Origin of the sequence: Blastococcus sp. KM273129, from assembly GCF_021698995.1 — a bacterium.
Taxonomy (GTDB): Bacteria; Actinomycetota; Actinomycetes; order Mycobacteriales; family Geodermatophilaceae; genus Blastococcus.
The window spans coordinates 15,044-40,579 of sequence record NZ_SSXB01000009.1 but is presented as its reverse complement, the minus strand read 5'-3'; the positions used below and the strand labels follow the sequence as shown (position 1 = coordinate 40,579).

Sequence of the window (25,536 nt, the reverse complement as noted above, 5' to 3'; positions counted from 1 at the left end):
GGTTCCGGCGCGTGCGGAGGGTTCGGCACGGGCGGTGCTGGCAATGGCAGGGAGGGCCCGACGTCCCCGAGACCCCCTGGATCTTCGATGCGCCTCCTGCCCCTCGGGCTCTGCGCGGCCGTGCTCGTCACCGCCTGCGGCACCGACGAGGAGCCTCCGGCCGACGCCGGGCCCACCACCTCGCCGACCGCGCCGTCACCCGACGTCGAGGACGCCGTGGAGCCCGTCGGCGAAGGCAGCACCGACGAGTCCGTGGCCTCGGGCGACAGCCCCCCGGTGACCCTGACCGACGTGCGGCTGGCAGCGCACGGGGGGTTCGACCGCGTCGTCTTCGAGCTCGCCGGGGAGGGGGAGGCGGGCTGGCGGGTCGGCTACACCGACGACCCGCGGGCGCAGGGGTCCGGGGAGCCGGTCGAGGTGCCCGGGGACGCCGTCCTCGGCATCACGCTGACGAACATCGCGCTGCCGGGGGACGCGCCGGAGGGCGTCGCGCCGTGGGAGGGCGCCGGGCGGCTGGCGGTCGCCGATCCGGTGGTGCTGGACGCCGTGGTCGAGGACACCCTCGTCGAGGGGCGCTACAGCTTCTTCGCCGGGGTCGACGCGCGGCGGCCGTTCGCCGTCGCAGCGCTCGACTCCCCGCAGCGCATCGTGGTCGACCTGCTCGACGAGGAGCCGGCGGAGCCCGATCCGCTCGCCGAGCGGTGCGAGAGCCCGGAGGGCTACGCCATCTCCTATCCGGAGTCCTGGGAGGTGAACCCGGGGACGGAGGTGCCGGCCTGCAGCTTCTTCTCACCGGACTCCTTCGAGGTGCCCCCGGCCACCGACGCGCGGGTGGCCCCGATCAGCGTCCGGGTGGAGGGCATCCCCTTCGACCGGCTGGTCACCACCGGGCGCGGCGAGGAGCTGAGCCGCGAGGAGCTCACGATCGACGGGCGGCCGGCCGTCCGCGTCGAGCGGGTCACCGCCGGGGAGGGGCTGTGGCCCCAGGGCCTGCCGGTCACCCGCGTCGTGGTCGACCTCGGGGCGGACGACGGCTCGCCACGCGCCCTGGTGGCCGACACCGTCGGGCTCCCGCGGTTCGACTACCCGCGCAACGTCGAGGTCCTGGACCGGATGGTGGCGTCGCTGGGCCTCGACGGCTGACCCGCCGGTGGACCTCCGGGTTGGGGTCGGGGAGGGCGGGGCATGCTGGAGGGCGTGTCGCCATCACCGTCGGCCGAGCCCGAGCCGTCCGAGGACCGCACCGCCGGAGCCGACCCCGCAGCGGGCGCCACGATCACGCCCTACCGCGACGGGCCGCTCATCGTGCGCGGCAGTTTCCGCCTGCAGGACCAGGACGGCGCCGAGATCGACCCGGGGCGGGACACCATCGCGCTGTGCCGGTGCGGCAAGTCGGGGATCAAGCCCTTCTGCGACGGCTCGCACAAGCGGTCCGGGTTCTCGGCGCCGAGCGCGCCCAGCCGGCCCCGGCCGGCCGCGCAGATCCTGCGGGACGGACGCCGGGAGGCCTGACCCCGCGCCCGCCTGCACGGCGTCCAGCTGACCGACCACCGCGCTGGTCGCGTTGACGCCGGTGGTGACCGATCCGGTGCCGGCCTGGGTGCCGGCGATCTGCTCGGAGACCCGGCTGGTCGCCTCGGCGGTCTCCCGCGCGAGTTCCCCGACCTCGTTGGCCACCACGGCGAAGCCCTTGCCCGACTCCCCGGCGCGGGTGGCCTCGATCGTGGCGTTCAGCGCGAGGCCGGTTGCGTTCTGTGACCCCGATCGCACAGGATGCGCGGGACGTCCTGCCCGGCGGGCTCCCCGGCCGGTGCCCGATCGGAGGCTCCATGGATTCCGCGCTCACCGCCGTCGCGCTGCCGCTCGCGCTGGCCGTCGTCATGTTCGGGTTGGGCCTCTCGCTCACCGTCGGCGACTTCACCCGCATCGCCCGGCAGCCGAAGGCGGTTGTGGTCGCCCTCGCGCTGCAGCTGCTCGTCCTGCCGGTGGTGTGCTTCGGCCTGGTGCTGCTGTTCGACCTGCCGCCGCTGCTCGCGGTCGGGATGCTGCTGCTCGCGGCCTCGCCCGGCGGCACCACCGCGAACCTGTTCAGCCACCTCTACCGGGGTGACGTCGCGCTCAACATCAGCCTCACCGCGCTGAACTCCGTCATCGCCGTCGTCACCCTGCCGGTGGTCACCAACCTGGCGATCGGGTGGTTCGACCCGCCGGGCGCCGGCAGCCTCGGGCTGCAGTTCGGCAAGACGGTGCAGGTGTTCGCGATCGTGCTCGTCCCCGTGGCCCTCGGCATGCTGGTGCGCCGGTCGGCGCCCGGCTTCGCCGACCGCTCGGACAAGCCGGTGCGCATCCTGTCGGCGGTGGTCCTCGCCCTGGTCATCGTCGGCACGATGGTGGCCGAGCGGGAGAACGTGGGGAGCTACCTGCGCGACGTCGGCCTGCCGGCGCTCGCGTTCTGCCTCGCCAGCCTCGCCGTCGGGTACAGCGTGCCCCGTCTGCTCGGCATCGGGCAGCGGCAGGCGATCGCCAGCTCCTTCGAGATCGGCGTGCACAACAGCACGCTGGCGATCGCCGTGGCCATCAGCGTGCTCGACAGCGTGGAGCTGGCCGTGCCCGCCGCCGTCTACGGCGTGCTGATGTTCCCGGTGGCCGCGGCGTTCGGCTGGCTGATCACCCGCAACCGGGCTACCGCCCCGCAGCGCGACGAGGCGGTGCCGGCCGGGTAGCCGGGGGCGCGCTCAGGCCGCCAGGGCCGCCTGCCCGCGCAGGCCGGAGGCGCCGGCCTCCCACGCGCCGAGGAGGTGGTGGGCCGCCAGGCCGTCCATGGCCAGCGAGCTGGCCGCCCCGAACAGCACGTCGGGCAGCAGCTCCGGCTCCGCGGCGACCAGCGAGCCGCACATGTCCACCGAGGCGATCTGCTCGTGCACCGCGTCGGCCTCCACGTGCTCGTCGTAGAACACGGTGGTGCGCTCGTCGAAGCCCAGCCGGCGCAGCCCGGCCGAGTAGCGCCGGCTGGGCTCGGAGGAGGTCATCTCCACCGTCGCCAGGTGGCCCAGCGCCGCACCCCGCCAGCGGCGGTGCAGGCCGAACAGCGACATCGTGTTGACCGACGCGAACGCCACGGCCGGAGCCTCGTCCCACAGCGCCCCGTAGCCCGGGTCCAGCCCCAGGTCCCGCAGCAGCCCGGCGAACAGCTCGCTGTGCATCCGTTCGGCCGACCCGCCGCCGTACTCGTCGGCCTGGATCTCGACCATGGCGGCCTTGGCCCGCCCGGACAGCCGGGGGACGGCGAAGGTGTGCGGGTCGGCCTCCTTGAGGTGGTAGACCGAGCGGAGGACGAGGTACTCCCGCCACTGCTCCAGCGTGCCCTGCTTGGCCATGTAGGCCGAGAGCGAGGGGCCGTCGTCGGCGGCGATGAGCGCGGTGAGCTGCTGGTCGACCGGGTCGCCGCTGACGGCGACCTCGCCCACCAGCCCGCGCAGCCCGGCCAGGTGCGCCCGCTCCAGCCCGGCGCGCAGGCGCAGCAGCTCGGGGTGCCACTCCCACTCCTCGGGGACGCCGTCGAACCCGCGGTAGTGGAGCTCGTAGCAGATGGCGAGGCCCAGCTGCAGGTCGTCGTCGGTCAGCACCCCGGCGGGGTCGGCGTCCAGGCGGGCGGCGTACCCCACCGTCGCCGCCGAGAGGTCCGAGCCGCTGGTGAGGTCACGGGCGAGGGTGTCGCTGAGCGGGCCGCGTGGTTCGGGCAGGCGCATGATCGCCAGCATGCCCACCGGTGGCCGGTTCGATGCACCGGGAGGGTGTGATGTCACCCGGCCGGTCCGCGGGCGCCGGGCGACCGCGGGGAGGGGGAGCGGTGCCGTTCGAGTCCGACGACGTCGTGGTGCGGCGGCTGGACGCCGACCGCTGGGAGCTGGTCGAGCCGCTGGTGTACCGGGGCAGGCGCGACCGTTTCGTCGTCCCGGCGGGCTTCCCCACCGACTTCGCCACCGTCCCCCGGGTGGTGGTGTGGCTGGTGCCGCGGTTCGGGCGGTACACCGCCGCAGCGATCCTGCACGACTGGCTGGTCACCGCGGGCATCGCCGGCGGCGTGGTGACCGGCCGGGAGGCCGACGGCGTCTTCCGGCGGGTGCTGCGGGAGAGCGGCGTGCCGGTGCTGCGCCGCTGGCTGATGTGGTGCGCCGTCCGGTGGAGCGCCCTCGGTCACCCGCTGCGGGGCGACGGGTGGTGGCGCAGCGCGCCCGGTGTCGTCGGCATCTCGCTGCTCGCGGCGCCGGTGGTCGTCCCGCCGGCCGTGCTCATCGCCGTCTCGCTGACCGTGTACGGGCTCGCCGAGGCGGCGGTGGGCGTCGTCACCGGGCGCCGGCCGGAGGACGCCGGGTCGATGCGGACCTGAGGCGGGGCGGTCAGCCGGCCGCCAGGTAGGCGTCGAGAGCGGCGGCGAGCTGCGCGTGGCCGGTCGCGGCCGGGTGGACGCCGTCACCGGACATCCCGAACTGCGGCAGGTCGGAGAGGTCGGCGAACGCGTGGCCCTGCTCCGCCGCGACCCCGGCCATGGCCTCGAGGTAGGCATCCCACGCGGCCGCCGGGACGTCCGTGCGCGGCGGGTAGCCGACGACCAGCACCGACGGGTCCGGGCCGGCGTCCGGGCCGAGCAGGTGCGCGATCGTCGTGGTGAGGTACCCGCGGAAGTCGGCGGCGCTGAACCCGGCGACGACGTCGTTGTAGCCGAGCGCGACCACGACCAGGTGCGGCGCGGCGGCGGCGACGGCCTGGCCGTGCTGCGGCGCGGTGGGGCGGTGGGCGTAGTCCTCGGCCTGCCAGCCGGAGTGGCCGGCCTCCCACAGGCGGACGCCGGCGGCCTCGTCACCGTCGTACACGCTGATGCCCTCGACGAGCACCGTCCGGCCGCTGGTGTTGGTGAGCGTGACGGTGTGCGTGCCGCGGGGGAGCGGGGGCGAGGTCCAGCTGCCGCCGTCCCTCGGCGTCCAGTCGCTGCCCGTCGTGGACACCGGGGTGCCGGGCCCGCCGTCGACGGAGACGGTGACGGTGCCGGTGTTCCGGCTGCTGGCGTAGTGGAGCTCGAACGACGTGCCGGTGAAGGTGGTGGCCATCGAGTTGCCGACGCCGGAGGGCATGTGGTTGGCGCGCATGCCGAACCCGTACTGCGAACCCAGCGTCGGCGTCCCGCCGAAGGTGAAGCGGTCGGCCATGCCGCCGGCGGCGTAGTAGGCCGGCACGTAGCCCTCGCCCCCGGGGACGCCGGCCGGCTGGTAGCGGTCGCGCAGCAGCCGCAGCAGCACGTCCACCCACCGGTTGCCCTTCCCGACGTCGCGCCCCTCGGTGACCGAGTCGCCGACGACGACGACGTCGAGCGGGCCGCGCCCGGCGGCGCTGTCGGCGCGCGCGGCGCGGAAGGCGGCCAGCGCCGCGGAACCGGCCGGAGGTGTCGTCGTCGGGACAGCGGTGGTGGTCGGCGCCGTGGTCGTCGGGGTGGTCGTCGGGGTGGTCGTCGGGGTGGTCGTCGTCGGTGGTGCGGTCGTGGTCGGCGAGGAGGTGGTGGTGGTGGGCGCGGTGGTGGTGGGCGCGGTGGTGGTCGGCGTGGAGGTCGGCGCGAGGAGGGGGGAGGTCGCGATCTCCTGCGCCGCCTGCAGGAGCAGGGGGCGGTAGCCGGTGCCGGTGTGGATCCGCGAGGCCTCCTTCAGCGCCGACAGGGACGGGCTGACGCCGCGGTGGAGCAGGCGCGCCGCGTCGAAGTCGCAGGCGAGGTCCCGGGCGAGGCAGAGGTCGAGGACCGGCGGCGTGGCGGCCACGTCGCGCCCGCCCGGCTGCAGGGCGGTGCGCACGCCCTGCGCGGTCGCCGCCGCCGTGCCGCGACGGGTGGCGGCGGTCTGCGCCACGCGGTCGCCGTCGGCCACCAGCACGGTGGCGGCGACGCGCGAGAGCAGGGCGGTGCGACCGTCGTCCGCGAGCCGCGCCAGCGCACCGTGCAGCGCCATGGCGCCCTGCGAGTACCCGGCCAGGACGAAGGTCGTGCCCGCGCAGCGGTTGTGCAGGGCGGTCATCTGCTCGACGGCGGAGGTCATGCCCTGGTCGACGCTGCGGGTGTAGGTCGCCAGGTTGCCCGTCCGGTAGCGCTCCATCGCCGCATCGCGCCGGGCGGGGTCGGCCAGCGCGGTCAGCTCGCTCCGCGTCGGGGTCAGCGCGCCGATCGAGGTGGGCGAGTGCGCGACGGCCAGGCTCTGCACCGCGAGGGCACCGCCGTACCGGGCGGTGAGCTCGCGCTCCAGGGAGTCGGCGAAGTAGTCCGCGTTCGTCCCCATGCCGCGGTTGGTCGTCGTGACGGTGTCCGTGGAGCCGCGCGCCCCGACGATGGCGACGTCCGGGCAGTCGTCCGCCGCCGACCCGGCGGCGAGGGTGACGACGGCGGACGAGGTGAGCAGCGCGACGACGCCCACGGCCGTCAGCGCGCTCCGGCGTGCAAGGCCCACGACATCCCCCCGCGACCGGGACGGGCACCGCAGGACGGGAGAGGGCCGCCGGGTGCGCATCCACCTGAGGGTGCGGACGCTACGCCGCGGCGCGGTCCTCGGCTACGGCCCCGCGACCGGCCGGCGCGGGCCGCGTGCCTGCACCACCGTCCGCCCGCCCAGCGGACGCTCGTGCTGGTGCTGCGGGCCGACATCGACCTCGACGTCGAGAAGACCGTGGCGATCGTGGCGGCGGTGCCGGCCGAGCCCCCGGTAGGGCCGCGCGGCGATGCCGGCTGCTGCCGTCGGCGCAGCACCTGGCGTGGTCCAGGTCCGGCCGACTTCACCACCGGGCGGAGTCGGCCGGCGCCGGTGGGACGTCCTCCGTCCGGGAGGCCGGTCGTCCGGTCGCCGGATCCTGGGGCACGATGCCCTGCTGGACTGCGTACAGCGCGGCCTGAGTGCGCGACCGCAGCCCCACCTTGTTCAGGATGCTGCTGACGTGGGTCCGGGTCGTGCGCTCGCTGATCCCCAGCCGCGAGGCGATCTCCCGATTGGACATCCCGGCGGCCACCAGGCCCAGCACGTCGAGCTCCCGAGGGCTGAGAGCGCTCAGCGCGGCCCTGCCGGGTGCGCTGAATGCCCGCGCGAGTTGCCGGGAGACCGCCGGTCCGAGCGGCATCTCCCCGTGGTGGGCCCTGCGGATCCCGTCGGCCACCTCGTCCGCCTCGGCATCCTTGAGCAGGTACCCGGAGGCGCCGGCTTCCAGGGCGCTGCGGATTCGGTCCACCTCGCTGTAGCTGGTCATGGCGACCACCGCCGTCCCGGCGTACCGCTGTGTCAGGAGCCGCGTGGTGGTGACGCCGTCCGTGCCGGGCATGACCAGATCCATCAGCACGACGTGCGGGGCTCGGCCCTCGGCGACCAGCGCGGCCACGAGGTCCACGGCGGCTCGGCCGTCACCGGCCTCACCGACGATCTCGATGTCGTCGACCAGCTCCAGGTAGCCGCGCAGGCCCCGCCGCACCATCCCGTGATCGTCGACGAGGCAGACCCGGATCCGGTCGCCCCTCGGCTGGGGCTCGTTCATCGCGGACCGCCCGGTGGCTCCATCCGGGCCCGCACGGCCGTGCGGCTGCCGGCCGGCGGCAGAGGGACGGTGGCGGAGAGGCGGGTGCCCCGGCCGGGACTGGAGTCCACCTGGAGGACTCCGCCCAGCTGCCGGACCCTCTGGGCCATCGTGGACAGCCCCAGATGGCCGGGTTGGCCAGCGCAGGGGTCGAAGCCAGCGCCGTCGTCGACGATCTCGACCAGCAACCCTGGCGGCTCTGTGCGTCTACGTCCCAGCCGCACCGTCGCTCTGCTCGCCCCGGAGTGCTTGGCGATGTTCGCGAGCGCCTCCTGCACCACCCGGTACACCTGTTCCTCGACCTCGCACGGCAGGCGGATCCGCTTCTTCGGCACCCGGACCTCGACGGCGATCCCGGTCCGTCCGCTCATTCCCTCGGCCTGCTTGCTGACCGCTGCCGCCAGGCCCTCCTGCCGCAGCGCTTCCGGGCGCAACTCGAAGATCAGGGCGCGCATCTCCGAGTGTGCCGCTTGGGTCAGCTGGCGCAGGTAGCTCAACCGCTCGCCCAGCGGTCCGTCGGCCGGCAGCCCCGTGCGTTCGAGCAGCAGCTGCGCGGTGCGGGTCTCGAGGGTCATCGAGAACAACGCCTGGGAGACGGAGTCGTGCAGCTCGCGGGCGAGGCGGTGACGGGCCTCCAGCGCCAGCCGTCGCTGCGCCTCGTCGAACAGTCGCGCATTCTCGATCGCCACGCCGGCCTGCGCGGCCAGTGTGACCACGGCGCGCTCGTCCCCCTCGGTGAAGTCGGTGCCGCCACGCTTCTCGGTCAGGTAGAGGTTGCCGTAGACCCGGCCCCGCACGCTGATCGGCACACCCAGGAACGAGGTCATCGGCGGGTGCTGCGGCGGGAAGCCGACCGACCTCGGATCGTCCTGGATGCGGCTCAGCCGCAGCGGACGGGCGTCGGTGATGAGCGCGCCGAGGATGCCGCGGCCGATGGGCAGGCGGCCGATCGCGTCACGCTGTTCGTCAGGGACGCCGTGGGTGATGAAGTCCTCGAGCCGGCCGTCCCCGCCGAGCACCCCGACCGCCCCGTAGCGGGCGTCGGCGACGTCACAGGCCAGCTCCACGATCTTGCTGAGCACCGCTGGCAAGGAGAGCTCGGATGCCAGCGCCAGCCCCGCCGCGATCAGACCCTCATCGCGGCGGGACGACGCGGAGGCGTCGGCGAGCAGTCGGGCGTTGTCCACGGCGGTGGCGGCCTGGTCGGCGACGGCAGCGAGGAACCGGAGCTCCTCCCCGTCCGGAGGCGCCCCCCGCCAGAACGTCTCGATCGCGCCGACGGCCTGGTTGCGGGCGATCATCGGGATCGCCACGATGCTTCGCCACTCCAGGTCGCCGTCGAGGTGTTCCAGCAACCGGAGCGCCGGGTGGTCGCGCTCTCGGTCGACCACCACCGTCCGCCGGCCGCGGAACGCGGACAGCGTGGGCAGGACCTCGTCGCAGAGGCGAAGCGCCCGCCGGACGCGTTCTGCGTAGTCACGCGGTAGGGACGCAGTGCCGGCACCCCGCAGCTGCGCCGGATCTCCCTCGAGGACGATCGCCGCGCATGCGCTCGTCTCCGAGGACTCCACCAGGCACTCGGCGACCGTCTTCAGCGTGGCCTCGAGCGTCTCGGCCCGCGCCACCCGGGTCGCGACCTGGCTCAGCACGGCCAGCCGGCGCGTCGTCCGTCGTCGCTCGACGACGTCCCGGACCGTGTGCCGGACCAGCGGCTGCCCGGGCACCTCCGACGGGTAGTCGGTGTTCTCGACACCCCCCGGCGCTGCGTCACCGGCCGAGGCGCTGGCGCGGAGCTGCGGGACCTGGCCCCCAGGCGCCGGGAAGCTCCCCACCGGACGATCGCACCCCGCACCGCGCGTTGCGCCGCCGGCCGGGTCGACGTGCAGGGTCTGCTGGTCGTCGGTCACCACGGTCACGGCGGCGGGGAGGCCATCGACCATCGCGACGAGGGCGCCGCCCCTGGACGTCGCCAGCCGGGGGTCGCACGCAGCAGCGGCACCCGTGTCGCTCGACCTGTCCACCGGCGACCACCACCCACACGGTCTGGTCTGCCCAACCGTACTCGGGCGCGGGGCCCCCGGTCCGGCCCTCCGCTGGTGCACGCTCTCGCTGGCGACCCTAGTGCGCGGGCATCTGCTGCATCGCCACGAAGAGGTAGGCCGTTCCGAGCGCCAGGAGACCCAGGGAGAGGCGATCGACCCGGGTCGCGGCGAACGCCGGCTGCTCCCCGGCCAGGACTGGGCGGGGCACCGTCGTGTCCACCCTGGTCGGGTGCACCGTGGGTGCCACGGTGGAGGGCCTCACGCCTGCGTGCTGCCGTTCGGCAGCTGTCCGTCCAGCCGGTGGCGGTGTCGAGACACGGGACCGCCAGCACAGCAGGCCGGTGAACCAGCCGAGCGCCTCGCAGGCCAGCCAGGCTGCCGCCGCGTAGGTCAGCGGCGCCACGGAGACACCCGCCATCATCAGCCACATGTAGGCCGTGGCGGCCAGTCCGACGACGAGGGTGGTCCACGGCACGTCGACGCGGACGCCGTCCCAGTGGCGCAGCAGCGCGTACACGGCGGCGCCTCCCGCCGCGCCCCCCGCGCCGATGGACCACAGCGGCGCCCAGGTCACGCCGACCTCGGCCGGGAGGAACATGCCCGCCATGGCGGCGGCCATGAGAGCGTGCCCCCCGTACCAGAGCCGCTGCACACCGCGCACCCGGCGGACATGCCGCAGGTGCGCTCCGAGGAGCAGCACGAAGAACCCGAGCCACAACCAGCGCAGCGGGTCGCCCGTCGAGGGTGCCATGTCCGTCCACGCCGCCACGGCACCAGGGGGATCAGCGGTAGCAGTACGAGTCCGAGGACGCGTCCCCGCCCTGCAGCCGGACCTGGTGCGGCCGCAGCCCGCGCCAGTCCTCACCGTGCGGGAAGAACTGCTCGTCGAGGCTCATCCCGCCCTCCTGCGGGTCCGTGTCGATCTTCGCCATCCACGAGCCGACACCCTGGGGGTAGAACTGGTCGTCCCAGGCGCCGTAGAGCGAATTGGTGACGTAGACCCGCCGTCCGTCGCGGCTGATCTCGACCATCTGCGGTCCGCCGGCCAGCGCCTCCCCGGGTGCGGCCGGGTGCGGGGTCCTCCGGACGATCCCACCGAGGTGCACGGAGCCGACCTCGTGGGGTGCCGTCGGGTCGGAGACGTCGTACTGCTTGAGCTCGCCGGTGCCCCAGCAGGAGACGTAGAGCATCCGGTCATCGACCGACAGGTCGATGTCGCTGACCAGCGGTGGTACCGCGCCGAAGGGCTGCAGCGCCGGCGGCAGGTCGGCGGGGTCGGCCGGCTCAGCCGGGATGGTGATCAGCTTGTCGGCCGTCCACTCGCCGCCGTCGCGGTGCCAGCGCCAGACCGACGCCGACAGATCGGCGGTCGAGATCACGACGCCGGCGAACCCCCACGTCGCCTCCGGGTCGTGGGACGGGCGCAGCTCGAGCACCATCTGGTGCTCAGGACCGAGATCGACCGTCTGCAGGTGGCGCCCCTCCGACAGGTCCCAGAAGTGCAGGCGGTGACCGTACTTCTGCCCCAGCAGCAGCTCGGGCACCAGGCCGTCCTCGATCATGGAGGGCGTGCCCCACTCGCTCGAGACCAGCGTGTTCTGGTTGAGGTGCCACCAGGCGTCGTAGGCCAGGTACTGGTCCCCGCGGTCGGTCTCCCAGGCCCGGAGGACGTCGAACGTGCTGTGGTCCAGCAGCGCGATCCCTCCGGGCCCGTCGTCGCCGTTCCCGGCGCCGAGGCACGTCAGGAACACGCCGTCCGGACCGCAGTGCAGTGTGTGTGGGCGCGAGTAGCCGGCCTTCCCGGCCAGCTCCTTGGCGTCGATCGTCTTGTGCAGGCGGGGCGAGCGCGGGTCGGGGTGCGTGTCGTAGACGTGGACGCTGGAGCTGCGCAGCCCGGGTAGGAGGAGGAACCGTCGCTGCAGCCCGTCGTGGCCCATGTCGTGGCCCTCGTGCTTGAGCGCGCTGGAGCAGGCGTTCCAGCCGAAGTGGTGCAACTCGTCCCCGACCGTGGGCAGGTCGGCCCAGCCGACGATCCCGCCGTAGCTGGCGGAGCCGGGGTCGGTGTCGACGACAGTCAGCGCATCGGGCTTCTGCGCAGCTCGGTCGAAGGCGACGACATAGGCCAGTCGCTCGGTCGGCGCGGCGATCGCGCAGCAGCGCTGCGGTAGAAGGTGGGGTCGGTCGGTGCGGACATCCGGACTCCTACTGAGGGCTGGGGCGCCGGTCTCCGAAGGCACGGTCCTCACCCGGCCCGTCCACGGCGGCTCGAGCGCCCACTCGGCGGGCGATCCGACGTTCAGCACCCCGCCTGGGTGCCGGGTCGGCCCAGCGACAGTCTGGGTGAGGGCTGCGCTGCGGAGCATCGGCCCGATGACCGGAACCAAGGGGGCTCTTCGTCGTAGTCCCCTTGTCGCGGTCCTCCCGGCCACCGCGGAGCGCACCCGGCGTTCCGCCGGTCCCGGCCGTGCGCGACGTGCTCGAGGCAGATGACGCGTCCGCCCCTCCGCCCTCCCGGTGTGCACGATCGCGGCGGACGGGGGGCAGCCCGGTGGGAAGGTGGCTGCGGCGACGCGGCGGCTGGCACGATGGCCCCGTGCGAGAAGCACCGCAGCCGCACGGTGGCTCCGATCCCCAGGTGCTCGACCGGACCGGCTACGAGGTGGCGTTCGACGAGCACTTCGCCGGCTCCGAGCTGGACCCGGAGCGGTGGGTGGCGCACTACCTGCCGCACTGGACCACGCCCGAGCGTTCCGCCGCCCGCTTCGACCTCCTCGGCGGCGCTCTGCGCCTGCGGATCGACGCGGACCAGCCGGCCTGGCGGGTGGAGGACGGCGAGATGAGGGTCGCCAACCTGCAGACGGGCACCTTCTCGGGTCCGGTCGGTTCCCACGTCGGGCAGCACCGTCACCGCCCCGACCTCCAGGTGAGGACGGCGCAACCCACGCGTCGCCTCTACACCCCGTCCGCCGGCCTGGTCGAGGCCGTTCTGCGCGCGAGCGCCGACCCGACCTGCATGCTGGCCTTCTGGCTGGTGGGGTTCGAGGAGGGCTCCGGTGAGGACTCCGGGGAGATCTGCGTCGCCGAGCTCTACGGCCACGCCGTCGAGCCGGGACGCTCTCGCGTGCGGATGGGGGTCAAGGCCCATCACGACCCGCGCCTGCACGACGACGTCGAGGACGTGACCCTCGCGCTCGACACGGGCGACTGGCACAGCTACGCGGCCGAGTGGACGGCCGGGTCCGTCCGCTTCTTCGTCGACGATCGTCTGGTGCGGACGGTGCACCAGCGCATCGACTACCCGCTGCAGCTGATGGTCGATCTCTTCGAGTTCCCCGAGGACAGCGACCGCGACCCGGCGTCCTATCCCAAGTGGGGAGAGGTCGCCGCCGTCCGCGGGTACCGGCCGGCGCGCGCCACCTGACGCCTGAGGTGGAGGCGGACGGGCGGCTCCGCGCGGTCGGTGACCCCGGGGCCGAGGGGGCGCGGGTGGTCCGGCGCCTGGCGGGCGCGCGAGGACTGGTCGAGGCAGCACCGCAGCGGCGAGGATCATCGGTGCACGGGGCGGACGGCGCGTGAGGGCACGGAGGAGCGGCGATGACCGGCACCCCGGGGTTCCAGCACGGCAACGCCCTGGTGGCACCGGGTGTGCGGATCCACCACGTGGTGGCCGGGGGGTCCGCGCCGGGCGGGCGGACGGTGGTGCTGGTGCACGGCTACCCGCAGTCCTGGTGGTGCTGGCGGCACGTCGTCGGCCCGCTCGCCGAGGCCGGGCACCGGGTGGTGGCCGTGGACCTGCGCGGCGCCGGGGTGTCGTCCCGCCCGGCGAGGGGCTACGACACCTGGACGCTGGCCGGGGACGTGCACGCGCTCGTGCGCGACCACCTCGGCGTCGACGGCCGCGTGGCGGTGGTCGGCCACGACATCGGGTCGATGGTGGCGCTGGCGCACGGGCTGCGGTTCCGCGGCGACGCCGACCGGCTGGTGCTGATGGAGGCCACGCTGCCCGGTACGGCGGTGCACGCACGCTTGGCGAGCGATCCCCGGCACTGGCACTACGCCTTCCACGCCACGCCGGACCTCCCGGAGTTCCTCACCGCCGGCCGGGAGCGGGAATACCTGCGGTTCTTCTTCGACGCAGCCGCCGCCGACCCGTGCGCCCTGACCCCCGAGGACCTGGACCGCTACGCCGCGGACTTCCGGCAGCCCGGTGCGATGAGGGCGGGGTTCGAGCTCTACCGGGCGTTCGCGCAGGACGACCGGGACAACCGGGCCGCGCTGGCATCCGGGGGGATCCTCGCCGTACCGGTGCTCGCTGTCGCCGGGGCGGCCAACCTGTTCGCCGGGGTGAACGAGGAGATGGCCCGGGAGGTCGCCGACGACGTCCGCGCGGTCGCCGTACCGGAGGCCGGCCACTGGGTGCCGGAGGAGAACCCGGCGGGGCTGCTGGAGGTGCTGCTGCCCTTCCTGGCAGGACCTTGACGACGACCGCCTTCACGCAGCCGTGCACGATGTGCGGCGAGAGCCGCAGCCGCCGCGCGATCTCCGTCTCGGAGGTCCCCCGCCGTCAGACGGGCCACCTCCGCGCCGTGAGCGCCGGGCAGGCGTGCGCCAGCGCGTGCCGCACCCCCCCGATCGCTGCGGAGAACCACGGCGCCTGAGCGGGACGGGTCAGACAGACCCGGCCCCAGCAGTCACCGCCGGCGCGGAACACTCCGCGGATCTCGTCACCCGGGCCGAGTGGCGGGTAGAGCCGGCGGTGTCGGTCGCTGTCATTGAGCCGTTCTCCGGTTCCGCGGACAAGCGGCCCACTGGTGCACGGCGCTGGGCCAGCGCGGCGGAGGAGTCCAGGTCGGGCGCCGTCCGCTCGTCCTCGATCGACCGGCGCTGGACATCGGGATCGACCCGCTCGCGGGTGGACGGACTACCGATCGGTGTCGCGGTCGGCGTGCTCGTGCTGGTGGGCTGCCGGGGGACGGCCGGGTTCCTGTCCGGGCTCCAGGATGACGAACTGCAGCATCATGCCGCGGTCCTCGTGCCGCAGGAGGTGGCAGTGGATCATGAAGGGCAGGTCGGGGTCGGCGTGGGCCGCGAAGTGCACCAGGATCCGGGTGGTGGTGGACGGGGCCAGGTAGACGGTGTCCTTCCACCCGGACAGCTCCGGGCCGGGACGCCCGCCACCGGCGTCGAGGACGGTGAAGCGGGCGCCGTGGACGTGCATGTTGTGCGGTGCTCCGTCCGAGGTCTCGATCTCCCACAGCTCCGTGGTGTCGGCGAGGACGGTCTCGTCGATCCGGTCCATGTCCATCCGCCGGTCGTTGATGCTCACCCCGGAGAACCGGAACTGCCGGGTGGCCACCGCGTCGTCCGGGTCGAGCCCGGGGGTCCCGGCCAGCTGGTCCGGCAGTTCCGGTGAGGGGGTGAGCTCGTCGGAGGCCCGCAGCTGCAGGACGTCGAAGCGGTCGTCCCCGCCGGCGAAGCGGCCGGTCCACGGGTCGGTGCCGAGGTCCGGCGAGGTGCTGCGGAGCACGACTCGCTCGCCCGGCTCCAGGGCGACCACGATCTCGGCCCGCTCGCCGGGGGAGAGCCGCACCGAGTCCGTGCGGTGCGGCGCGGACAGCAGCCCGCCGTCGGTGCCGACGAGGGCGAACTGCCGGCCGTCGTCGAGACCGAAGTCGTAGACCCGCGACGGGGAGGCGTTGAGCAGCCGCAGCCGGATCCGGTCGGTGGTCACCTCGTGGTAGCCGCCGATGGTGCCGTTGGCCAGGACGGTGTCGCCGAGGTGCCCGACCGGGCTGAGCGGGTGCTCGGCCCGGCGGAACTGGCCGTCGCCGTCGAAGGCCTGGTCCTGGACGATCACCGGGACGTCGTCGACGCCGTACTCGTCGGGCAGGTCCAGGGCCCGGCTGGCGTCGTCGTCGAGGATGAACATGCCGGCCATGCCGCGGACCACCTGGTCGGCGGTCGCGCCGTGCGGGTGCGGGTGGTACCAGGTGGTGGCGGCGGGCTGGTCGATCCGCCACGAGGGGTGCCAGCTGGCGCCGGGCGCGATCTCCTGGTGCGGGCCGCCATCCATGGCCGCGGGGAGCTCGTGGCCGTGCCAGTGCACGGTGGTCACCTCGGGCAGGTCGTTGGTGACGTCGACGCGGACGCTCGCCGCGCTCGGCCCGCAGGGTCGGGCCCAGGTAGGCGCCGTCGAACCCCCAGGTGCGCGTGGCACCGTCCCCGACGCCGAAGTCGGTGGTGCCGGTGGTGGCGCGCAGCTCGAAGACCCGGGTGCCTTCCTCGATGCGGGACGGCGCGAGCGGCGGGATGGCCAGCGGCCGGTCGAAGGCGACCTGGCCGGTGGTGTCGGTCGCGGCGCGCGCCCAGGTCACCGCGAGCGCACCGACCGCGGCCAGGGTGAGGACGAGCAGGACGGGCAGCGCGCGCACGGCCCACCGCCGGACGGGGCGCCGGGGGCGGAGGGGAGTGGTGGCGCTGGTCATCGGGTCGCCGCCGTCGGGGCGGGGGTGGTCACGCGGGTGTCCCAGTCGATGTGGTGGTCCCACATCCAGCGCAGCGGGTCGCGGCCGTCGCGGAACAGGTGCCGCATCACGGTCGGCAGGACCAGATCGCGGACGGCGCGGCCGACCGGGCCGGCGGTCTTGCCGCTGCCGTTGCGGCGTCCCTGGGCCCGGATCCTCTCGACGCGGGTGCGGCGCAGCCGCTCGTAGCGGGCCAGGGCGGCCGGGGCGTCGGGAAGGTCGCGCAGGCACTGGGCGAGGACGACGGCGTCCTCGATCGCCAGCGCGGCGCCCTGCCCGGCCGAGGGTGACACGGCGTGCGCGGCGTCGCCGATGATCACCGTGCGTCCGTCGTGCCAGGTGGGCACCGACGGCAGGTCGTACGTGATCCAGCCGGTGAACACGTCGTCGGTCGCACGGACCAGGTCGGCGGCGGGAGTGCGGTCGTCGGCGTACAGGTCCAGCAGCCGGGCGCGCCACAGCGGGGCGGGCACGGCGGCGAGCTCCTCGGGGTCCGGCTCCCGGGCGGCCGGTGGGTTGGCGAACCACCAGACCTCGCCGTCGGGGGCCTTGGTCCAGCCGAAGAAGGCGCGGCGGCCGAAGCAGAAGTGGTTGACACCGGGTGGGCCGACGACGTCGACGCCGCGGGCGTAGCCGCCGGTGTTGAGGAACCCGACGTAGCTGGCGCCGGGCGCGGCGGGGTCCAGCAGCCGCCGGACGGTGGAGCGGATCCCGTCGGCGCCGACGAGCACGTCGGCGACCGCGGTGCTGCCGTCGGCGAAGTCCGCGCGGACCCCGGAGCCGGTGTGCCGGGCGCCGGTCATCCGCTTGCCGTATCGGGTGGGGATGCCGCGCCGCTCGGCCTCGTCGCGCAGCGCCGCGTACAGGTCCGTTCGGCGGATGGTGATCGCGTGCGTGCCGTCGGGCAGCGTGCCGCCGTTGGGCACGTCGGCCAGCACCCTGCCGCGCCCGTTGAGCATCACCGTGCGCGGGCTGGCGAAGCCGCGGGCGAGGACGGCGGTGTCCATGTCGACGGTGCGCAGGGCGCTGATGCCGTTGAGGCCGAGGCCGAGGAAGGCGCCCACGCCGTCGGCGCCGGTGGCGTGGGCCTCGTACACGGTCGGTTCGATGCCGGCGCGGTGCAGGGCGACGGCGGCCACCTGGCCGGCGATGCCGCCGCCGATGACGTGTGCGGTGCGAACTCGGGTCATGACGTGTCCGGTGCGATCGGGGGTCCGGGGTCCGTCGGCGGCCGGTTCCCGGGCGAAGCGGGTAGGCCGCGCGACGGGGTCGACGCTAGGAACGCGGGGCCCTGCCGCCATCGGCGCGACGGCGCGAGCCGGCTACCGCATCGGCGGTAGGGCGACCGGCTGCGGCTGCTGCGATCGGGTCAGGTCGGCCCGACCAGCCCGGTCTCGTGGGCGATGACGACCAGCTGCGCGCGATCGCGGGCGTGCAGCTTGGTCATCGCCCGGTTGACGTGGGTCTTGGCGGTGGCCGGGCTCATGAACAGCGCCCGGCCGATCTCGGCGGTGCTCAGCCCGCGACCGACCAGGGCGACGACCTCGCGCTCGCGCGGGGTGAGCGCGTTGAGCCGTTCGGGCTGCCTGGGCCGCTGGTCGGGCCGCGACCGGAAGGTCTCCAGCAGGCGGCGGGTGACGCTGGGGGAGAGCAGCGCATCACCGGCGGCGACGACGTGCACCGCCCGGCGCAGGTCGTCGGGTTCGACGTCCTTGAGCAGGAACCCGACGGCACCGGCCCGCAGCGCGTCGGTGATGTAGTCGTCCTGCTCGTAGGTGGTGAGGACGACGACGCGCGCGGCGTCCGGCCGCCTCTCGCCGGCGAGGATGCGGCGGGTGGCCTCGATGCCGTCGACGACCGGCATGCGGATGTCCATGAGCACGACGTCGGGGGTGTGCTGCCGGGCCAGTGCGACCGCTTCCGCGCCGTCGGCGGCCTCGGCGACCACCTCGATGTCCCCGTCCCGTTCGCGGACGAGGCGGAACCCGGCGCGGACCAGTGCCTGGTCGTCGGCGAGCAGCAGCCGGACGGGGCGGTGACCGGCGCCCACGCCGGTCACCGCGTCCCCTCGGGCAGCGGGAGCGTCGCGGACACCCGGAAGCCCCCGCCGGGTCGGTTCTCAGCGGACAGATCGCCGGACAGCGCCCGGACCCGTTCGGCGAGGCCCAGCAGTCCGGCGCCGGGGTCCGAGGCCTCCACGCGGCCGGTGCCGTCGTCCTCCACGGTCACCTCGACCGCCGCAGGTGCCACGGAGACGCACACGGCCGCCCGGGACGCCCCGGCGTGGCGGATCACGTTGGTCAACGCCTCCTGCACGATCCGGTACACGGTCAGCTCCACGGCGGCGGGCAGCTCGCGCCGCTCGCCGCGTACCTCCAGGTCGACCGGCAGGCCCGCCTGCCGGACCCCCTGCACGAGGTCGTCGAGCCGGGCCAGCCCCGGCGCGGACCGCCGGGTCGGCTCCTCGTCTCCCGAGCGGAGCACGGCGATCGTCGCGCGCACCTCGGCCATCGCGTCCCGGCCGGAGGCGCGCAGGGTCGCCAGCGAGCGGCGCGCCTGCTCCGGCTGGTGGTCCATCAGGTCGGCGGCGGCGCCGGCGTGCACGGTCATCGTGGTGATGGTGTGCGCCAGGACGTCGTGCAGCTCCCGGGCGATCCGCATCCGCTCGCCGCTGACCCGGGTCCGTGCCTCGAGCTCCTTCTCCACCGCCGCCGCCCGCAGCCGCTCCCGGACCTCCGCCCGCAGCCGCCGCCGGGTGGAGACGCTGTCGCCGAGCAGGAACGCGAGCACCAGCAGCGCGACGGTCACGGTGATCTCGAGGAACGACTCCCGCTCCACGACCGCCCGGTGCACCGCACCACCGCCGCCGAACAGGACGACGACCAGCACGGTCTCCCACCGCTGGCCGGCCGCGGCGATGCTGTAGAAGGCGACCATCAGCACCGGCAGCTCCGGCCCGCCGGGGTAGTCCAGCGCCAGGTAGACCAGCGTCAGCCCGACCGTGCCGAACAGCGCGATCCGTGGCCGGGGCCGGCGCATCAGCAGAGCCCCGGCAGCCGCGACGAGCAGGCCGACGGCGACCGCGTCCGGTGGCCGGCTGCCCGCCTCGCCGGCGGAGAACAGCGCCGCGAGCGACGCCAGGCCTGCGGACGCGGCCACGCCGGTGTCGACGGCGGCGGTCGCCCAGCGCGAGCCGATGCCGCGGCGGGTGCGGCCCTCGGGTGTCGCGGGGGGAGACGGTCGACCTGTCACATCCAGCCCTCTGCCGTGCGCCGGCCCCGGCCGGCGGGGCCGCGCGCGCTTGCCGTCCAGCCTAGGCCTGAACAGCTGCGGCACCGTCGACCCGGCGGCGCGACGGCGGTACCGCACCCGTCGTGTCCGGCGCGTGAGGTGGTACCGCTGTCGCGGTAGCCGGCGGAGGGTCGGCGGCCGGATCGTCGGCGGCGCAGCGGCGCCGGACGCAGCACGGCCCCCGCCAGGGGAATCCCGGTGGAAACCTGGCGGGGGCCGTGCGACGTGCAGGTCAGGGGCGGTGCCGCCCCCTCGGCTCAGATGTCGTAGTACATCGCGAACTCGTGCGGGTGCGGGCGCAGGCGGATCGGGTCGATCTCGTTGGCCCGCTTGTAGTCGATCCACGTCTCGATCAGGTCGGGGGTGAACACCCCTCCGTCGACCAGGTACTCGTGGTCGGCCTCGAGGTTGTCCAGCGCGGCGTCCAGCGACGCGGGCACCTTCTCGATGCCCAGGGCCTCCTCGGGCGGCAGCTCGTAGAGGTCCTTGTCGATCGGCGCCGGCGGCTCGATCTTGTTCTTGATGCCGTCGAGGCCGGCCATCATCATCGCCGAGAAGGCGAGGTAGGGGTTGGCCGACGGGTCGGGCACGCGGAACTCGATGCGCTTGGCCTTCGGGCTGTCGCCGGAGATCGGGATGCGGAGGCAGGCCGAGCGGTTGCGGGCCGAGTAGACCAGGTTGATCGGGGCCTCGTAGCCGGGCACCAGGCGGTGGTAGCTGTTGACCGTCGGGTTGGTGAAGGCCAGCAGCGACGGGGCGTGGGCCAGCAGGCCGCCGATGTAGTGGCGGGCGGTGTCGGACAGCCCGGCGTACCCGGTCTCGGCGTGGAAGAGCGGCTGCCCGTCCTTCCAGAGGCTCTGGTGGCAGTGCATGCCCGAGCCGTTGTCACCGAAGAGCGGCTTGGGCATGAACGTCGCGGTCTTGCCGTGGGCCCATGCGGTGTTCTTGATGACGTACTTGAACAGCATCAGGCTGTCGGCCGACCGCAGCAGCGTGTCGAACTTGTAGTTGATCTCGGCCTGGCCGCCGGTGCCCACCTCGTGGTGGCCCCGCTCGAGCTCGAGCCCGACGTCGATGAGGTTCTTCATCATGTCGGCGCGCAGGTCGCTCTGCTGGTCGTACGGCTCCACCGGGAAGTAGCCGCCCTTGGGGCGGGCCTTGTAGCCGCGGTTGGGGCCGATCCCGTTCTCGCCGGTCGTCGAGCCGGTGTTCCAGGAACCCTCGACCGAGTCGATGTGGTAGTAGCCCTCGTTGATCGAGGTGTCGTACCGGATCGAGTCGAAGACGTAGAACTCCGCCTCGGGGCCGAAGTACGCGGTGTCGGCGATTCCGCTGGCGGCCAGGTAGGCCTCCGCCTTCTTCGCCACGTTGCGCGGGTCGCGGCTGTAGGCCTCGCGCGTGATCGGGTCGTGGATGAAGAAGTTGACGTTCAGCGTCTTGTGCTTGCGGAACGGGTCCACGAACGCGCTGTTGGCGTCCGGCAGCAGCAGCATGTCCGACTCGTTGATCGCCTGGAACCCGCGGATCGAGGAGCCGTCGAAGCCCAGGCCGTCGCTGAACGTGTCCTCGCCGAACGTCGACGCCGGGATGGTGAAGTGCTGCATGACGCCGGGCAGGTCGCAGAAGCGGACGTCGACGAACTCGACGTCGTTGTCGCGGATGTAGGCGGCGACCTCGTCGGGACTGGTGAACATCGATCCTCCGGGTGTGGGCGGATTGCCGAACGGCACGCTACGAGCGGGGAGTTGCCCCGCCGTGTCCCGAGTGTTTCGGGGCGGTAACAACGCGCTGGGCGTGTCGCAGGCGGTGGCCACCCTTCGAGCGCGGGGAAGGGGTGGCCCTGTCATTACCCTGGCTGTCATGGTCAGTGATGCCGGTCAACCCTCTCAGGCACCCGCCCGCGGCGCCTCCCTGGGGTTGCCGTCGAGCGGGTCGGGCTCGCTGGCCCCGTTCACGCGGCGGGTCGGCGGCTACCTCGTCGACGCCGTCGCCTCCGCCCTGATCGCCTGGGCGTTCACCGCGCCCGCGGGCCCGGGGAACTGGAGCCTGCTGGTGTTCGGCGTGCTCACCGTCGTCACCCTGGTGCTCTTCGGCCAGACGCCGGGGCACAAGGCCTTCGGCATGCGGCTGGCCCACCCGACGCCGGAGGCGCGGCTCGCGCCGTGGCGGGCCGTCGTGCGGACGGCCCTGCTCATGCTGCTGGTGCCGGCGCTGCTGGTCGACGCCGACGGCCGCGGGTTGCACGACCGGCTCACCGGCACAGCCGTCGTCCTCGAGTGAAGCGTCGGAACCCGGTGGACCGCTGAGCGGCTGGAGCCGCAGACTGCGCCGGTGATCGTCCGCCGCGAGCGCCCCGAGGACCACGCGGCCGTGCACGCCCTGCACCGCGCCGCCTTCGCCACGGACCCCGCGACCGGCGTCGCCCGTGCCGGGACGGACGTCCCGGAGGCGCGCCTGGTCGACGCGCTGCGGGCGGACGTCGCGTTCCTCCCGCACCTGTCGCTGGTCGCCGTGGAGCGGGACGAGGTCGTGGGGCACGCGATGGCGACGCGGGCCTGGCTCGAGCCGCTCGGGAACACCGCGCTCGGGCTCGGGCCCCTGGGGGTCCGCCCGGACCGGCAGCGCGGCGGGATCGGCACCGTCCTGGTGCACGCGGTGCTGGCGGTGGCCGAGGCGGCGGGGGAGCGGCTGGTCGCGCTGCTGGGCGCACCGGCCTACTACCGGCGGTTCGGGTTCCGGCCGTCGGCCGATCTGGGCGTCACGCCGCCCGACCCCGCCTGGGGCGCGCACTTCCAGGCGCGCCGGCTGGCGGGGCCCCCGGTCGGCGGCACGTTCCGGTACGCCGCGCCCTTCGACCGGCTGTGACCAACGACCTCCCCGCCCCCCACCCCGCTCGCGTCTCGCGCCGGGACCCTGCAGGAAGGCCGTCAGCGGCGGCGGACCTGGCGCTGGCTGACCGACATCTGCCGGCCGCCGGGGAGCGGGCCGCCGGGCACCGGCATCTTCGGGCCGCCCAGCGCGCTCATCCGCCGGCCGAGGGCGTTGACCTCCGCGGCGCTCAGGTTGCGCGGCAGCTTCATCACGTGGGTGCTGAGCTTCTTCAGGGGCACCTGCCCCTCGGCGTCGCCGATCGTCACGTCGTAGATGGGGGTGTCGCCGACGACGCGGGCGATCTTCTTCTTCTCCTGCGCGATCAGGCCGCGCACCCGGGCGGGGGAGCCCTCGCCGACCAGGATGATGCCCGGGCGGCCGAGCACCCGGTGGACGGCGTCCAGCTGCGGGGTGCCGGCCACGCCGGAGGTGACCCGCCAGTCGCCGCGCATGCCCTCCAGCACCCAGGCGGCCGCGCCCGGCTGGCCCTCGACCTGGGTGTAGGCGGAGCGCTGGGCGCGGCGCCCGAAGACGATGAGCGCCGCGAGGGCGCCGAAGAGCAGCGCGAGGGGGATGAACAGGAACGGCGCGCCGAGCAGGATGCCGATCAGCTCGACGACGGCGGCGACCGCGACGAACCAGATCAGCATGACCCAGGGGAGCTTCGGGTCGTTGCGCCGGGTCAGGCTGTAGGCCTGCTTGATCATGCTGCCCTGGCTGCGCATCTTCTTGAGCCGGCCGACCTTGGGCTGGCCGTTCTTGTCGAGCTTCGGGGCCTTGCCGGCCTTGCCCGAGCTCGCGGCGGTCGCCCCCGAGGCCCGGCCACCGTCCTTCGGGGTGCGTCCGGCGGTGCCGCCCGGAGCGGTGGGGTCAGAGGACTTGCTGCGCGCCATGACCCCAGGATAGAAGAAGGGGCGCCCTGGCCTGCGCCACTCGCGGGCTCGCGCCGGGGCCGGGCGGCGCTCAGATGGTCGGGGTCAGCCCGCGGGCCGCGATCGCCTGCTGGTACAGCCGGCCGGCCCGGTAGGAGCTGCGGACCAGCGGCCCGGCCAGCACGCCCGGGAAGCCGATCGCCTCGGCGTCCTCCTGGAACTGCACGAACTCGTCGGGCTTCACCCAGCGGACGACGGGGTGGTGCCGGGGGGAGGGGCGCAGGTACTGGGTGATGGTGAGCAGGTCGCAGCCGGCCTCGTGCAGGGCCCGCATCGTCTCGACGACCTCGTGCGGCTCCTCACCCATGCCCAGGATCAGGTTGGACTTGGTCACCAGCCCGGCCTCGCGGGCGGCGGTGATGACCGCCAGGGAGCGCTCGAACCGGAACCCGGGGCGGATGCGCTTGAAGATCCGCGGGACGGTCTCGACGTTGTGGGCCAGCACCTCCGGCCGGGACGAGAACACCTCGGCGAGCTGGTCGGGGTCGGCGTTGAAATCGGGGATCAGCAGCTCGACGCCGCAGCCGGGCAGCTGGGCGTGGATCTGGCGCACCGTCTCGGCGTAGAGCCAGGCCCCGCCGTCGGGAAGGTCGTCGCGGGCCACACCGGTGACGGTGGCGTACTTCAGGCCCATCGTGGCGACGCTCTCCGCGACGCGGCGGGGCTCGTCGGCGTCGAAGTCGGCGGGCTTGCCGGTGTCGATCTGGCAGAAGTCGCACCGCCGGGTGCACTGGTCGCCCCCGATGAGGAACGTGGCCTCCCGGTCCTCCCAGCACTCGTAGATGTTGGGGCAGCCGGCCTCTTCGCAGACGGTGTGCAGGCCCTCGCGGCGCACCAGCGACTTGAGCTCGGTGTACTCGGGACCCGTCTTCAGCCGCGTCTTGATCCACTCGGGCTTGCGCTCGATCGGGACCTGGCTGTTGCGCACCTCCAGGCGCAGCAGCTTGCGGCCGGCGGGCTCGATCCGGGAGTCCTGGACGGGGGTCTGCTCAGGGTTCCTCGCCGGTGCCTCGCTCATGATCCCCACCGTACTCGCGCAGACGCCGCAGCCCCCGTCGCGCGAGGCGGCGGGGGCTGCGGCGGTGGACCGTGGATCGGTCAGACCTGGCGGTCGTCCGGTCCGGCGGTCGGACCCTCGGTGGCACCGCCGCCGGAGCTGAACGGCTCCGGGGTGTTCTTGATGTCCTCGCTCGCGCTGTCGGCGCCGTCCCCGTCGACGAACTGGGCGTCGCGGACGCCCATGTCCGACTCCGGCGGCGCGGAGTCGCCGGTGGTGTCGGCGGTGGACACGGTCTTGCCGGAGTCGCTGGAACTCGGGGAACTGGGCACGGGGTCCTCTCGGTAGCTGGGCACCGGGCCGTCACCGGCCGGAGCGGGCGTCCACGACTCCTGCTTGCTGCGCCGGAGGAGGACGAAGGCAGCGGTACCCGCGGCCAGCAGTGCCAACACCCACGGCCAGCGGCGGGGCTCGGGCTCCACGCCCGCCCGGCGCTTGACGGCGGTGGCGGTGGCCAGCGCCGCCTTCTCGAACTCACGCCGCTTCTTCCCGGCGTCCTTCCGGGCCCTCTTCGCGGCCTTGCGCGCCTTGCGGGAGGACTCCGCGGCCGCGGCTGCGAGCTCGGCGCGGCGCGCGTCGAGCTCGCTGCGGGCGCTGTCGACGCCGGCGAGGAGCGTGCCGCGGGCGCTCTCCAGGGCGGGCGACACCGCGTCGCGGGCCGCGACGACCCGCGGGGTGGCGTAGGCCAGCGCCGCGGCCTGCGCCGCGGTCAGCCGCGGGCCGACGTCCTCCCTCAGGGCCTTCTGGGCCGCCTCCACCCGGGGGGCGAGGTCGGCGGCGGCCCGGTTGGCGGCCGCCTGCGCCGACACGACCGCGGCGGCGACCCTGGGAGCCGCGGCCTCGCGGGCGGCGTCGACACGGGGGCCGAACGCCTCGCGGGCGGCGTCGACCCGCGGGCCGAGGGCGTCACGGGCGGACTCCACCCGCGGGCCGAGCGTGTCGCGTGCGGAGGCGACGGCCGGGGCGGCGACGGCGGCCGCGGCGGCCACCTTCGGCGCGACGGCCCGCTGGGCGGCCTCCACGCGTGGGGCTAGTTGTTCGGCGGCGGCGCGACCCGCCTCGGTCACCGCCGTCCCGAGGTGGGACAGGCCTTCCTGCACTTCGGCGCTGATGATCTCGCCGCGCGTCTTCTTGCGGAACACGTGCTGCACCTCCGAGTTGACGTCTGGCGGTCATCCTGCCCGGTCCGGCCGGTGAGCACACCCCGAGACGCAGCCGGACGAGCG

22 protein-coding genes and 1 pseudogene are annotated in these 25,536 nt (G+C 74.3%); 8 read left to right on the top strand and 15 right to left on the bottom strand.

Features of this window, described 5'->3' with window-relative positions:
* The first annotated feature begins 87 nt into the window (after positions 1-87).
* Both E9565_RS04275 and E9565_RS04270 read left to right on the top strand, forming a co-directional pair.
* The gene (locus E9565_RS04275; RefSeq protein WP_236825667.1) at positions 88-1,143 is read left to right on the top strand and encodes a hypothetical protein; all 1,056 of its coding nucleotides are present in this window, start codon (positions 88-90) and stop codon (positions 1,141-1,143) included.
* 42 nt (positions 1,144-1,185) lie between these two features.
* Complete coding sequence (locus E9565_RS04270; RefSeq protein WP_236825668.1) at positions 1,186-1,512, top strand: CDGSH iron-sulfur domain-containing protein; 327 nt, start codon at positions 1,186-1,188, stop codon at positions 1,510-1,512.
* A gap of 9 nt (positions 1,513-1,521) precedes the next feature.
* On the opposite strand, the pseudogene E9565_RS22305 reads toward E9565_RS04270, so the two are convergent.
* A pseudogene (locus tag E9565_RS22305) lies at positions 1,522-1,743 on the bottom strand (methyl-accepting chemotaxis protein); the annotation flags it as partial.
* 86 nt (positions 1,744-1,829) lie between these two features.
* On the opposite strand from E9565_RS22305, the gene E9565_RS04260 reads away from it, so the two are divergent.
* Entirely contained in the window at positions 1,830-2,723 is an 894-nt protein-coding gene (locus E9565_RS04260; protein WP_236825669.1) for a bile acid:sodium symporter family protein, read from the top strand.
* Between the two features lie 12 nt (positions 2,724-2,735).
* On the opposite strand, the gene E9565_RS04255 is transcribed toward E9565_RS04260, so the two are convergent.
* Complete coding sequence (locus E9565_RS04255; RefSeq protein WP_236825670.1) at positions 2,736-3,749, bottom strand: iron-containing redox enzyme family protein; 1,014 nt, start codon at positions 3,747-3,749, stop codon at positions 2,736-2,738.
* A 101-nt stretch (positions 3,750-3,850) separates the two neighbouring features.
* Here E9565_RS04255 and E9565_RS04250 point away from each other — a divergent pair, with 101 nt between their 5' ends.
* Positions 3,851-4,390, top strand: coding sequence for a DUF1353 domain-containing protein (locus E9565_RS04250; RefSeq protein ID WP_236825671.1), 540 nt, complete (start codon positions 3,851-3,853; stop codon positions 4,388-4,390).
* Between the two features lie 10 nt (positions 4,391-4,400).
* Here E9565_RS04250 and E9565_RS04245 read toward each other — a convergent pair whose 3' ends face one another.
* From E9565_RS04245 to E9565_RS04225, 5 genes are all read right to left on the bottom strand, one after another.
* A complete protein-coding gene (locus E9565_RS04245; protein WP_236834158.1) occupies positions 4,401-6,452 on the bottom strand; it encodes a GDSL-type esterase/lipase family protein in 2,052 nt (683 codons plus the stop codon).
* 355 nt (positions 6,453-6,807) lie between these two features.
* The gene (locus E9565_RS04240) at positions 6,808-7,554 is read right to left on the bottom strand and encodes a response regulator transcription factor (protein WP_236834157.1); all 747 of its coding nucleotides are present in this window, start codon (positions 7,552-7,554) and stop codon (positions 6,808-6,810) included.
* Positions 7,551-9,533, bottom strand: a complete 1,983-nt coding sequence (locus tag E9565_RS04235; RefSeq protein WP_236834156.1) for a GAF domain-containing sensor histidine kinase — start codon at positions 9,531-9,533, stop codon at positions 7,551-7,553. The genes E9565_RS04240 and E9565_RS04235 overlap by 4 nt, the downstream gene beginning before the upstream one ends.
* A gap of 178 nt (positions 9,534-9,711) precedes the next feature.
* Complete coding sequence (locus E9565_RS04230; RefSeq protein WP_236834155.1) at positions 9,712-10,386, bottom strand: DUF5134 domain-containing protein; 675 nt, start codon at positions 10,384-10,386, stop codon at positions 9,712-9,714.
* Between the two features lie 31 nt (positions 10,387-10,417).
* Complete coding sequence (locus E9565_RS04225; RefSeq protein ID WP_236834154.1) at positions 10,418-11,872, bottom strand: selenium-binding family protein; 1,455 nt, start codon at positions 11,870-11,872, stop codon at positions 10,418-10,420.
* Between the two features lie 356 nt (positions 11,873-12,228).
* On the opposite strand from E9565_RS04225, the gene E9565_RS04220 reads away from it, so the two are divergent.
* Together E9565_RS04220 and E9565_RS04215 are read left to right on the top strand one after the other, a co-directional pair.
* Positions 12,229-13,056: a glycoside hydrolase family 16 protein gene (locus tag E9565_RS04220; RefSeq protein ID WP_236834153.1), complete on the top strand. Its 828-nt coding sequence runs from the start codon at positions 12,229-12,231 to the stop codon at positions 13,054-13,056.
* Positions 13,057-13,229: 173 nt separating this feature from the next.
* The gene (locus E9565_RS04215; RefSeq protein WP_236834152.1) at positions 13,230-14,114 is read left to right on the top strand and encodes an alpha/beta fold hydrolase; all 885 of its coding nucleotides are present in this window, start codon (positions 13,230-13,232) and stop codon (positions 14,112-14,114) included.
* Between the two features lie 442 nt (positions 14,115-14,556).
* Here the strand turns inward: E9565_RS04215 and E9565_RS04210 are convergent, their stop codons facing one another.
* From E9565_RS04210 to glnA, 5 genes are all read right to left on the bottom strand, one after another.
* Entirely contained in the window at positions 14,557-15,852 is a 1,296-nt protein-coding gene (locus E9565_RS04210; RefSeq protein ID WP_308196086.1) for a multicopper oxidase domain-containing protein, read from the bottom strand.
* Between the two features lie 264 nt (positions 15,853-16,116).
* Complete coding sequence (locus E9565_RS04205) at positions 16,117-17,349, bottom strand: NAD(P)/FAD-dependent oxidoreductase (protein WP_236825676.1); 1,233 nt, start codon at positions 17,347-17,349, stop codon at positions 16,117-16,119.
* A gap of 179 nt (positions 17,350-17,528) precedes the next feature.
* Entirely contained in the window at positions 17,529-18,218 is a 690-nt protein-coding gene (locus E9565_RS04200; RefSeq protein WP_308196085.1) for a response regulator transcription factor, read from the bottom strand.
* Positions 18,215-19,318 (bottom strand): sensor histidine kinase, encoded by a 1,104-nt coding sequence (locus E9565_RS23105; RefSeq protein ID WP_236834150.1) that lies wholly within the window; start codon positions 19,316-19,318, stop codon positions 18,215-18,217. Before E9565_RS23105 ends, E9565_RS04200 begins: the two co-directional genes overlap by 4 nt.
* A 389-nt stretch (positions 19,319-19,707) precedes the next feature.
* Complete coding sequence (gene glnA / locus E9565_RS04190) at positions 19,708-21,144, bottom strand: type I glutamate--ammonia ligase (RefSeq protein WP_236825678.1); 1,437 nt, start codon at positions 21,142-21,144, stop codon at positions 19,708-19,710.
* 166 nt (positions 21,145-21,310) lie between these two features.
* Here glnA and E9565_RS04185 point away from each other — a divergent pair, with 166 nt between their 5' ends.
* Together E9565_RS04185 and E9565_RS04180 are read left to right on the top strand one after the other, a co-directional pair.
* Positions 21,311-21,730 (top strand): RDD family protein, encoded by a 420-nt coding sequence (locus E9565_RS04185; protein ID WP_236825679.1) that lies wholly within the window; start codon positions 21,311-21,313, stop codon positions 21,728-21,730.
* Positions 21,731-21,781: 51 nt separating this feature from the next.
* A complete protein-coding gene (locus tag E9565_RS04180) occupies positions 21,782-22,315 on the top strand; it encodes a GNAT family N-acetyltransferase (protein ID WP_236834149.1) in 534 nt (177 codons plus the stop codon).
* A gap of 62 nt (positions 22,316-22,377) precedes the next feature.
* On the opposite strand, the gene E9565_RS04175 is transcribed toward E9565_RS04180, so the two are convergent.
* From E9565_RS04175 to E9565_RS04165, 3 genes are all read right to left on the bottom strand, one after another.
* Positions 22,378-23,214 carry a DUF4191 domain-containing protein gene (locus tag E9565_RS04175; RefSeq protein ID WP_236825681.1) on the bottom strand — a complete coding sequence of 279 codons (837 nt, stop codon included), beginning with the start codon at positions 23,212-23,214 and terminating at the stop codon, positions 22,378-22,380.
* A gap of 70 nt (positions 23,215-23,284) precedes the next feature.
* Entirely contained in the window at positions 23,285-24,271 is a 987-nt protein-coding gene (gene lipA / locus E9565_RS04170; RefSeq protein WP_236834148.1) for a lipoyl synthase, read from the bottom strand.
* Between the two features lie 80 nt (positions 24,272-24,351).
* Positions 24,352-25,452 carry a hypothetical protein gene (locus E9565_RS04165; protein WP_236825683.1) on the bottom strand — a complete coding sequence of 367 codons (1,101 nt, stop codon included), beginning with the start codon at positions 25,450-25,452 and terminating at the stop codon, positions 24,352-24,354.
* Positions 25,453-25,536: the final 84 nt, after the last annotated feature.